Origin of the sequence: Oscillatoria sp. HE19RPO (genome assembly GCF_024220515.1) — a bacterium.
GTDB lineage: Bacteria > Cyanobacteriota > Cyanobacteriia > Cyanobacteriales > Laspinemataceae > Laspinema.
In genome coordinates this window covers 1-11630 of sequence record NZ_JAMXOT010000026.1, presented here as the reverse complement: position 1 = coordinate 11630, position 11630 = coordinate 1, and the positions used below count along the sequence as shown (strand labels likewise).

General features: G+C 47.7%; 8 protein-coding genes. 7 read left to right on the top strand and 1 reads right to left on the bottom strand.

Annotated elements, in window-relative coordinates; genetic code table 11:
* Positions 1-1038: 1038 nt before the first annotated feature.
* The 7 genes from NG833_RS03190 to NG833_RS03160 all read left to right on the top strand — a co-directional run bounded on the left by NG833_RS03190 (position 1039) and on the right by NG833_RS03160 (position 9066).
* Complete coding sequence (locus tag NG833_RS03190; RefSeq protein ID WP_254563885.1) at positions 1039-1200, top strand: hypothetical protein; 162 nt, start codon at positions 1039-1041, stop codon at positions 1198-1200.
* Positions 1201-1207: 7 nt separating this feature from the next.
* Positions 1208-2089 carry a ParB/RepB/Spo0J family partition protein gene (locus NG833_RS03185; RefSeq protein WP_254563884.1) on the top strand — a complete coding sequence of 294 codons (882 nt, stop codon included), beginning with the start codon at positions 1208-1210 and terminating at the stop codon, positions 2087-2089.
* Positions 2090-2649: 560 nt separating this feature from the next.
* On the top strand, positions 2650-3282 hold the full coding sequence (locus tag NG833_RS03180; protein WP_254563883.1) for a COP23 domain-containing protein: 633 nt from the start codon (positions 2650-2652) through the stop codon (positions 3280-3282).
* Between the two features lie 5 nt (positions 3283-3287).
* A complete protein-coding gene (locus tag NG833_RS03175; RefSeq protein ID WP_254563882.1) occupies positions 3288-4412 on the top strand; it encodes a serine protease in 1125 nt (374 codons plus the stop codon).
* Positions 4413-4696: 284 nt separating this feature from the next.
* Positions 4697-6589, top strand: a complete 1893-nt coding sequence (locus tag NG833_RS03170; protein ID WP_254563881.1) for a tetratricopeptide repeat-containing serine protease family protein — start codon at positions 4697-4699, stop codon at positions 6587-6589.
* A 307-nt stretch (positions 6590-6896) separates the two neighbouring features.
* Positions 6897-8072, top strand: coding sequence for a YjbH domain-containing protein (locus NG833_RS03165; protein ID WP_254563880.1), 1176 nt, complete (start codon positions 6897-6899; stop codon positions 8070-8072).
* A 22-nt stretch (positions 8073-8094) separates the two neighbouring features.
* Complete coding sequence (locus NG833_RS03160; RefSeq protein ID WP_254563879.1) at positions 8095-9066, top strand: hypothetical protein; 972 nt, start codon at positions 8095-8097, stop codon at positions 9064-9066.
* A 189-nt stretch (positions 9067-9255) separates the two neighbouring features.
* Here the strand turns inward: NG833_RS03160 and dnaK are convergent, their stop codons facing one another.
* Positions 9256-11166 (bottom strand): molecular chaperone DnaK, encoded by a 1911-nt coding sequence (gene dnaK / locus NG833_RS03155; protein WP_254563878.1) that lies wholly within the window; start codon positions 11164-11166, stop codon positions 9256-9258.
* Positions 11167-11630 lie beyond the last annotated feature (464 nt).

The following is an 11630-nucleotide window of genomic DNA, read 5'->3' as shown; positions in this document are numbered from 1 at the left end:
AATACGCCCCTACAGATACCTTCCTTTCAGTTGAACGGTTGGAGGATTTATATTTTGCAATCCCCTCAGCGGGAGTTTCTAGGGCGTCGGTACAGTAGACCTCTTGCAAAAAAAAGGATTGATCCCCCCAACCCCCCTTAAGAAGGGGGGCTTTAAAGAATTTTGAAAGAGGTCTAGTAAAGGTTAGAAACCCGGTTTCTGTCTTAATCTGTTGCTAATCATCTACATTTTTGGTAAGAAACCGGGTTTCTTGTCCTCGCCGATTTAATACTGTACCGACGCCCTAGTCCCATCAAACCATGATTTCAAGGTCCTTTTATGTTCAATCCTGAATCATGGGCGCAAGGGCGACAGTTTTGTTGTTATGAACAGTTCCAAATTATCCAGTTTTTGAGGTCTCAATTTGCGAAAGAAAAACGAATTAGTATCGCGAATAAATCTGCAAAACAAAACAAATGTCGCCACTCGCTTCTTAAAAATGTGGGTGACGCACCCGCTTGGCTTAGTTGCTCTTTTTGGTGTATAATGGTAAAACTGGTTAAGCTTAGAATCCTTACCAGTATGAGTTATGGACTGGTTTTATGCCGGTCCATTTTTTTTTCCCCCCATGAATGACTGACGGGGACTTATACAGAACTCTTCACTGTCCAGATGACTCAGAACAACATTAAATCAGAAACAGCAACCTTACCAGGCAATCAGACCATTTAGTGCGAAGCGCTGCCAGAATTTTCAAGGCGCTGAGGATGAGCGCTTCTGTCTGATGAGTGATTCTGGACTCTCGGCAACGAAACTCGCCATAAAAATTTCCCGGTCAAAAAGCGCTTCTCTATTTGCGGGAATGATTCCAGAACTTCCTCTCAAACCCTTGATTTGAAAGCAATACAACTGCAAAACCGGCCTAAATTTTCATCAAAAATCTGCGGGGTTCCAGTGGCCCCTGAGCATTAATTCTGTGAAATTTTCATAAATCAGCCAAAAAAACGCATAAAAACTCGAATCTCTCCCTAGAGATAGATATAGAATCCTATTAAGATATTGCGCTCATGTATTTACAACGTTCAGGAGAATTCATCCCAACCCAGTTCTGGGAAGCGTTTTTTCATCGAGTCCACCCTGCTTTTAGCCCTGACCCGATGTACCCCGCCCGATCGCACCACGGCGATCGCCTCCTTTAATCGCTTCCCACTCACCACTTAAAAAGCAGATGGACACCCAAAATACTCAACCTCTTATCCCCACGTTCCTCTCGTCGAAGACCCTGCGACTTGAGCAAATTTGCCAGTCCCAGTTTCAACCGCGAAACTACTTCAACGAAGTGGCAATGGAGGAACTCGCCGCTAGTATCAAAGAGCATGGTATCCTGCAACCCCTACTCGTGCGCCCGATCGCCGGGAATCAGTACGAGTTAGTCGCGGGAGAACGTCGGTATAAAGCCGCTCAAGCTCTGGGATTAACGGCAGTGCCGGTAACAGTCCGGGAAATGACCGATCCGGAAGTGCTACAGTACGCCTTGGTCGAAAATTTACAACGGGAGGATTTGAATCCCGTTGAAGAAACCGAGGGGATTTTACAACTGCTGGAAATGCGCCTGCAAAAGGACCGGGACTGGATTATCTCCCTGCTCAACTATATCGCCAATGGCAAACGGGGACTTACGGACATCGCTGTCCGTAATCGTGAACAACAGTTGATTCAAGAGGTGTTTGCCACCATCGGCAGGAGGATCACTCCCGAATCGTTCCGAGTTCATCGCCTGCCGTTGCTGAAGCTTCCTCCGGAGTTGTTTGAAGCACTGCGCTATGGACGGATTAAGTGGACCAAGGCGAAGGAAATTGGCAAGTTAGAGTCCGAGTCTGAGCGGTTGGCACTCCTAGAACGGGCGATCGCTCAGTCTCTGAGTCTGCGACAAATTCAAAAAATCGTCCGGGAGAAAAAAACACCCAGAGATTCAGCGCAACAACAACGCGAGGTGGAAGGACTTCTGCAAAAATTTACCCAGTTTAAGGCATGGGAGAACCCAGATAAGCGCTCTAAAATGGAGTCTTTGCTAACGGAGCTAAAACAACTCATCACAGAACAGGATTGAATAAGTCGGGGGTTACAGTCAACCCCTTATTGTTAAACTTTTATTTTAATTAGCGAGGTAAGATTAGCGCTTAATCACACCATAGTTTCTTTGCCCATTTTTTTTATAATGAGGCGGATAAACCTGATGTTTCCATTGATTTGAAACTGTAGTGGCTAGGTTTAAATAAACTATCATACTTTATTCCAGACTCCCCCTTTCACCCGTGAATGAGAGGGGGAGCATTGGCTTGGAGCAAATCTGGATTTGGGCTTAACCTGATAGAGGGTGTGATTTTTAGTATTTGATAAAACCACGTTTCCCCCAAAAAATAAGGGGAGTAAACTTACTTTGATGTAGCTAAAAAGACAAAAACATCTCAACCGACTTAGAGACTCATGTCGTAGTTAATTTAGGTTAATATAAACCGCTTTCAATCCAGGTATTAAAAATATTAAGTTTTGTAAATTTAAAAAAATATCCTGGCTTTTTCTGTTAATATAAAAAAGCCAGGATATTCCTAGGCGTGAAATAAGAGATGCAAGCTCTTGATTCCACTGATCCGTATCTCATCATACATTATGAAAGCAAAATTCGCCATTACGTCCATGTTGACGGCTGCGGCAGTTGCGATCGGCGCAACCTTCACCCTCCAGCAGCCTGCGCAAGCGAGTACCCGGTTTGTTTGTGCGCGGTACATTAACGGTCCCCTCACTGGAGTCCCGGTGACGGCGGCAGTCAATGACCAAACGGGTCGAGCCATTCCTGTGATTAACTGGGTTTCTCGCCATTTCGATGGTTCGGGCTATACTCCGGAACGTCGGTGTCAGGAAGTCTCGTCGCGGTTCCAATCCGCTTATGTGAGTGGACAGCTCAATTTCGTCACCACGGGCATGAGAAATGGTCAACCCGTCATTTGTACGTCTAGTGCGTCGGGGGGACCTTGTAGCGATATTCTCTACACCCTGAAACCGGGTTCTGATGCCAGTCAAACGTTGCAACAACTGTTTGACATCCAAATGGGTCGTGCCGGGGCTGGACCGCTAAATGAATCGGAGTCTCGTCCGTACCTGGATATGAACCGCTTCCTGAGTGAAGCCCCCTCTGTTTCTCCGAGTGATTTGGATCTCGGAATGGGAAATAGTGGCCCTACCAGCTCGCCCGGAGCCACTGAACCGGCAACAACCCAACCTAGTGGCGGGATGGCTTGGTAAATCTGATGAATGATTGGCGTTTAGTGACGCTGAGTGCTTGTATTGGCAGTTTGTTTACCTTGCTGCCACTACCGGCATTTTCTGAGGGAACTGTGAGATTGGATCTCACCCCCAGCGTCTTACCGGAATCTGTTTCTAATAGACTCTCGACGGAACAATTACAACAGTTGGCCCAATCGATTACGGTCAAAATCTTTTCGGGCGATCGCAATAATGGTTCGGGGATTGTCATTCAACGGCAAGGACAAGAGTATAGCGTGGTCACCAATGAACACGTTTTAACCCTAGGAACTCCCTACCGGATCCAAACGCCAGATGGTCGCTTTCATGAGGCGACCGTTGCCCGAGGGTTTAATTTCAATGGTCAAGATTTGGCGGTGTTGCAATTTAGTGCGAATGCGGACTATGCCGTAGCATCCCTTGCCAATTCCTCCAGTTTAAATGTGGGCGATGATGTGTTTGCGGCGGGATTTCCCTTTGGCGCGAATCCCGATCGCCGCTTGGGTTTTGTCTTTACCCAGGGCCAAATCACTCTGTTAAGCGATCGCGCTGTCAATGGCGGATATCAGATTGGATATACCAATGACGTTCAAAAAGGCATGAGTGGGGGTCCTGTTTTAAATCGGCAAGGTCAGGTGGTGGCAATCAATGGAATGCACGCCTATCCATTATGGGGAGATCCGTATGTCTTTCTGGATGGTACAAGACCTGATTCCGCCATCCGCGAAATCATGACGCGATCGAGTTTGGCGATTCCGATTGACAGCTTTAGACAAGGTGCGATGGGATTGTCATTTCCCCTAGAAACCCAAACCGCTAAACTTAACCCATTTTTACCTCCTTTGGGGTTAGATTATCCCTCGGAAAGCTCAGGTATGGGAGATTTGGTCCCTTTGGACAATTTTCATGAGGAACATCTGCCGGCTGCCTCTGTTGCTCCCAGTTCTGGGTGGACAACTGAGTTTGGTGACGTGGTTCCTTTGGACAACTGGGAAGGCGGAAATTCGGTGCGATCGCAGATGCCTTTCCACGAGTCTGAGTCATTCCCCTCTAACCCAATTTCCCCGACGTTGGAACAATCGGATTTAGCGCCAATTGAGGGAAATTCTCAGCCGGGAAGACTCTGGTAAAGCCTCTATAGCAAAGGAGTTTTAAATTCAGGGGTTGCAGTCATTTTGAGGCCATACTTTAAGCCAGTAAAGAACTTACGCATCAACCCTAAATCTTGTCAGGTTGATTCGAGAATCAATCCTACATTTAGAGCTTGATATTAAATCATGCGTAAGTTTGAAAGTAGAAACAATCGGGTGTTGACAATTCAGGGGAAAAGGGACCGAAAGCATGGGTTGATTGTGACTGCATCCCTTTTACAGAAAAGTACAGTTGATGTGGTGTAGTGAAGATAGGTGTAACCATGAGATTTGAATATGCACTTCAGGCTGCCTTGTTCGGGACTACGGCTGCACTGGTGATCATGCAGCCGCCCATAGCAAACGCTTTAACCAGTGAAGAGGTCCAGACCATTGCCCAACAGATTACGGTAACAATTAACCCAGGCGCAAGAAATGCAGGGTCAGGGTTTATTATTGCGCGCGACGGGAATACTTACTATGTGCTAACGGCACGTCACGTGGTAGAAAATCTAGATGGATATCTAATTATGACCGGTGATGGAGAGAGATATACTTTCGAGCAGGATGAGTATTCCACAAGGGTTCGGAAAATTTATGAGAAAGATTTAGCAGTCGTGCAGTTTACGAGCGATCGCGATTATCCAACGGCCCGACTCGGGAATTATGATTTGCAAAGACGGGAAAATGTCCTCGCGGGTAGAACTGATTTGGTGTTTGTGTCCGGTACTCCCGGTGCGGGACAACAAGTGGAACAAGCGCCGGTAGAAGGCGATCGCTTGTTGAGCCCGGGGCTGAGAATGCCATTAGATATGGCCTCGGGATTAGCCAAACAATCGATTCAAGAAGGGTATCAACTGTTTTATACCAGTGATACCTATCCGGGGATGAGCGGTGGGCCGGTTTTAGATTCTAATGGACGAGTGATTGGCGTTCATGGGCGATCGGAAGGGGAATTCCTGGCTGAACCAGAATCGGGAAGCAGTGACTTTCGGGTAAAAGCTGGGTTTAGCCAGGGAATTCCGATTTCGATATTTCTGGATTTTGCAGATGAAGTCGGCATCGAGCGATCGCAACTGACCCTAGAATCCACAGCCCCAACTCCCCTGGAACAACAAGATGTAGGCTCCCTAGAATCCTTGTTTATACCCAAGTCGGGACTCTCGGATTCCCGAGAATGGGTTAATCATGGCAATAAACTCTGGCGATTAGCTAATTTATATCAATATTACGGAGATTCCCAATCGGAGCAACTGAAACAGCGCGCATTCCAGGCTTATAATAAAGCCGTTGAACTGAGCCCCAATTTTTATCAAGCCTGGTATGGTCGGGGTAATCTGTTGTTTGAATTGGGAGAGTTGAATGATGCACTCAGTTCTTACAGTCGTGCCATTGAAATTTTCCCTTATGAGGAAAAACGGCAAGAACACCAAAGCTTGGTTAACCCGACCAACAAAGAAGAAAACGACCGATTAAATGCCCTCAATGGTGAGTTGGGATTTTATGCAACTTTATGGCGGTATAAAGGAATAATTTTGTCCAAGCTAAGACGCCATGAAGAAGCGGTTCAAGCCTTTAATCGGGTCAATGAAATTCAGGAAATGGATTACATTTCCTGGGATTTGCGGGGGATGTCTTTATTAGCCTTGGGTGAAAATGAAGGGGCCTTGGAATCCTTTGACCAAGCCCTTCTGATTAATCCGGATGAATATTCCCATGCTTGGATTCATCGAGGACTGGCTTTAGGGGCAATGAATAATCTGGAAGAGGCGATTCAAGCCTACAATCGAGGCATTGAGATTCAGCCCAATACCTATCAAACTTGGATGAGTCGGGCGAGTCTCATTAATACATTTTTGCAGCAGAATCAAGACGACCCCTCAGCTTTGGATCGAGCGCTGGCAATTCAGCCTGATGAAGCTTATGCATGGCATCGGCGAGGGTGGGGACAATTAAGTTTACAGAATCATCAGGATGCGATCGCAGCTTTTGATCGGGCGATCGTTAGCAATCCTGAAGATGCCGCCGCTTGGACTGCGAAAGGGATGACGTTATTGATGGAAAACCGCTATGACGAAGCAGCAGATGCTTTTGCACAAGCCCACAAACTTGACCCCAATAACACCTATCTCCAGGAAGTTCGCGATGCCATATCTGACTTAAACAACAATCCCTAACTAACTCCTGAGATATGAGTTCCGGTTGAGATCTAAAAGAATTCAGGAGTGGGAGCAAGATGCTCCCTACTACAACAAGGGAGCATCTTGCTCCCACTCCCTTGAGGAATTCTCCAGTTTATTTAGCCCCGCTATAGTTACTGTTCAAATGCCCCCTAATATTTTACCCTGGTTGGGTCCCCTGAACCGTAAAGTTTCAGGCGGATTTGAGGATACATGAACCTACAACTCTGGGTAAAAACAGGAGCGCCATATTGGGATAGATATTCTCTCCATTATTTCCTATAAATCAGTGAGGAGTGACCCCTTGAAACCGCTAAAAAAACCTATCGATCTAATTCCCCATCAACGCCCATTTACCCAGAGGCGATGCATCGAGATCGCCCTTTCTCTATTCGGCATTACCTTACTCCACAATACCCCGATCCTTGCCAATCCCCTAGAGGAGGCTTCCGCCTTATCACCTCTTTTGGAAATGGATTCAGAGTTCAACTCCCGTGAAGTTTCAACCCAAATAATCACAACTCGGCCCACTTTACCAATAATTCCCTTAGTCGAGAATTCGGTCAGCGAAACACCGCTGATTGATAGCCAATTCAACCCCACTTTATGGGGTCAAACACCACAATTTGTCGCCCAAGACCCTCCCCTCCCCGAACCCACCTCACCGGGAACCACTGGAAGTCCCGACGAAACAGAAGAGTTGCGGCAACAGTGGCAATTGCCTTTACCTCCGACAACCTTCGTTCCCATCGAACCCCCAACCGTTACCATCAGACGAGGAGGGACGACTCGGGTTGCGCCGGGTTCCAGTTCCATTTCCCCTACTGCCTTGGGTCCAGGATTTGGACAATTTTTCTGGGGTGCTGGATTTCAACATAGAACCCGATTTACCGACTCCGCCGATGGCACAATTTCTACTGGATTTGGGCTAGGAAATCCCCGCCGAACTGTGGGGTTGCAAACCACCGTCACAGTCCTAGATTTGGTGTCTAATAGAAGCTACGATGATGGTTTTATGAAACGAGGTAGCATCAGTTTCAAACTCCATCGCCTACTTCCCAATGACTTTGCCGTCGCAGTGGGAGTTGAAAATGCTATTGTTTGGGGCTTTACTGATGCGGGAACTAGCACTTATGGCGTCGTCACAAAAAGATTCCAACTGCGGGAGAGTTCGGAAGAACTATTTAGCCGAGTTACCGTATCTCTAGGATTAGGTAATGGTCGATTTCGCTTTGAAGATGACTTCAATAATGATGTAAATACAGTGAATGTATTTGGCAGTGTGGGGGTGCGAGTTCACCCACAAGTCTCTGCGATCGCCGACTGGAGTGGCCAAGATTTAACCCTGGGCGCTTCGATTGTTCCCTTCAGAAATATTCCCCTCGTCCTGACTCCCGCCATTGCCGATATTACCGGAAGCGCGGGGGATGGTGCGCGGTTCCGATTGGGAGTCGGGTATAGTCACTTTTTCAGGTTTTAAGTCGGAGAAATACACTAAATTTATGACTATTAAAATCTTCTCATTGCGTCACAATCTTAGCTTATTCATTGGGGCTATTCTAATTTTAGGATTCATCCCCGCTTCCGTTCACGCTTTTAGTGATGAAAACCCACCAGAATCGAATATAAGCGATGAGGTTCTCCCCGAAACCGAAACTGAAACGGATGACCCAGATGAGGAAGATACACCCCAAATTGAAGAAACAGAAAATATAAAGCCACCAGAGGAGGAACTGCCTCCAGATAATCAGACACCGGAAGAATCTCCAGGAGAAACGGAAACAATTGACGCGGTAGAAGGTACCCCAACTATCGAAGCAGCCCCTGATATTAATCAACAAAACGGCCAGGAAAGTACAGCAGAAACTGAAGGGGAAACCTCTGTAGAAATCGAGGGAGAAACCGGCCCCGAAAGCACGGCAGAAACTGAAGGGGAAACCTCTGAGAATGTGGGAGGAAGTACCTCGGAACCTTCCATAAATCCCCCCATAGACGCTCCAAATGTTGAAGTTGGATTCTCTACTGAAGTGACCAATGCAGTTAATCAGACAGCCGAAAACATCATCGAGCAATCCTCTTTATCCACTGGACAGGTTGATATCAGTGTAGGAGATTTAGGTGCGGGAGGAGGCGGTGACTCATCAGTCTCAAACACTTTAATAACTATAGTAACGGGGTCTTCTGCGGTAGATAGTGCCAACTTGAACGTCTTGGTTCAAGGGTTGCTACAAATCCTAGGTGCGCCATCCCGGGAGGTAGCTGAACAATTAGTGAGAAGCTTGCTCGGACTGCTCAAAGATGGTAAGGTTGACCCGAGACGGTTATGGGCGGCGATTAATGCGTATAATGCGTTTATTCAGGCGAGTAGTCCAGAATTTCTGGAAAATCCACCCATTGAGTTGGTGATGATTCGAGCCCTTTTATCGGATTTAGTGGAAGCGGCGATCGCCGCTGATATTCGATCGCGCAATTAAACGGCGATCGACAGGGGTAATTCATCAATTACCCCTGTTTTAAGTTTCTCTATTTTGCTCACATCGTATCTACGGTTGATTGCCATCGCCCCGCCCACCCCATGTCCAAAAAAAATAGCCCGCCTAAACGGGCTTTCAGGAAGAGGCAGGATTAACCCCACCTCTCTTCCTATACAGGATAATACTATCCTACTTCGTTTCAGAGAACTCAGCGTCGATGACATCTTCATCAGAACCGCCAGAGGGAGGTGTGCCAGCGCCGCCGTCATTATCATTCGGGGGGCCACCTTCAGCGCCGCCAGATTGTTCGTAGATCTTGCTACCGATCGCATACAGCGCTTGTTGCAACTCAGTCATTTGAGACTTCATCTGCTCCAAATCATCCTTGGCGATCGCATCCTTAAGCGCCTGAATCAAATCCGTAACCTTCGTCTTCTCATCCGCCGGGACCTTATCTCCCAACTCACTCATCTGCTTCTCAGCTTGATAAGTCAACGAATCCGCTTGGTTCTTCAGATCAATCTTCTCGCGACGTTCCTTATCTGCCGTAGCATTCGATTCCGCTTCCCGGACCATCCGTTCCACTTCATCCCCAGGCAAGGTACTCGCACCTGTGATACTGATCGACTGTTCCTTCCCAGTCCCCTTATCCTTCGCATGGACATTCAGGATCCCGTTCGCATCAATATCAAAGGTCACTTCAATTTGAGGAACCCCACGCTGTGCCGGGGGAATACCATCTAAGCGGAACGTTCCCAAACTCTTGTTATCGTTCGCCATCTCGCGTTCCCCTTGCAGAATGTGGATTTCCACATTCGTTTGACCATCCACTGCCGTGGAGAACACTTCCGATTTCTTCGTCGGAATCGTGGTGTTGCGAGGAATAATCTTGGTCATCACGCCACCCAAGGTTTCCACACCCAGGGAGAGGGGAGTCACGTCAAGCAGCAGAATGTCTTTAACTTCCCCTGCCAGCACACCCGCTTGAATTGCAGCACCCACAGCCACCACTTCATCCGGGTTCACGGTTTGGTTCGGTTCTTTACCCAGAACCTTTTTCACCAGTTCTTTCACTGCCGGAATCCGAGTAGAACCCCCGACGAGGACCACCTCATCGATCGCACTCTTGTCCAACTTCGCATCGCGAACCGCATTTTCTACGGGAATGCCGCAACGGTCAATCAAATCTGCTGTCAGTTCCTCAAACTTAGCCCGAGTCAAGGTGGTATCTAAGTGCTTCGGACCTTCTTGGGTAGCCGTGATAAACGGCAGGTTGATTTCCGTTTGAGTCACGCTAGAGAGCTCAATTTTGGCCTTTTCAGCCGCCTCAGTCAACCGTTGCAGGGCTTGCTTATCCTTGCGCAGGTCGATGCCTTCTGCTTTGCGGAATTCTTCAGCTAAGAAGTCCACAATTTTTTTATCGAAGTCATCCCCACCCAAGTGGGTATCTCCAGAGGTGGCGAGCACTTCAAACACGCCATCGCCGACTTCTAAGATGGAAACGTCGAAGGTCCCACCCCCTAAGTCAAACACCAGAATCGTTTCATTACTCTTCTTGTCTAACCCATAAGCCAGAGAAGCGGCAGTCGGTTCGTTGATAATCCGCAAGACTTCAATCCCGGCAATTTTCCCGGCGTCTTTCGTCGCTTGACGCTGAGAATCGTTGAAATAGGCGGGAACGGTAATCACCGCTTGGGTGACTTTTTCCCCAAGGTAGGTGCTGGCATCATCCACCAGTTTCCGCAGCACTTGAGCGGAAATTTCTTCGGGAGCATATTGCTTGCTTAAGGCAGGACAATCGAGCTTAACGTTGCCATTGATGTTGAGGACTTTATAGGAAACCTCGGTGGTTTCGTGAGTGACTTCGGTATGTTTGCGTCCGATGAACCGCTTGACGGAATAGAAGGTGTTTTCCGGGTTCATCACCGCTTGACGCTTGGCGATTTGACCCACGAGGCGATCGCTGTTTTTGGTGTAAGCAACCACCGAAGGGGTGGTGCGGAAACCTTCTGCGTTAGCGATAACGGTGGGTTTACCCCCTTCCATCACGGCGACGCAAGAGTTTGTGGTTCCTAAGTCAATTCCAACTACTTTACCCATAGGGATGTTTTACTCCAATTTACTACTAACAAAGGGTTTGGGCTGATTTAGCCCAGTTTATTTGGGCGATCGGACCAACTGCACGAGAGCAGTTTTTCCAGATTGAATATTTTTTAAGCCTACCAATCTATATGGTGTGGGCGGTTGGGCTTCTATTGAAGGGGAGTTTACCGAACCTCGTTAGGGACGGTTTACCGAGAAAGCAGGCTTAAGGGGTGTTTTTGTGGGCCGATCGCCGGTAATTTTTAGGTCTGTACTATCCGCTTGGCGATCGGCCCTTCTTCCCACCCTTGTCCCGGAATCCATTGAACCTCCGGATTTAGGGTAAGGGGATTCCAACAAATAAATCATCCTTGCTTTGATGCGATCGCACCTAACAAGGCTCTTTTAGCCCGCGCAGGCGGGCTTTGTCCGTGTAGCCCCAGGCTTGAGCCTGCGGGTTTTTTGAAGGTTTTATTTTTTGG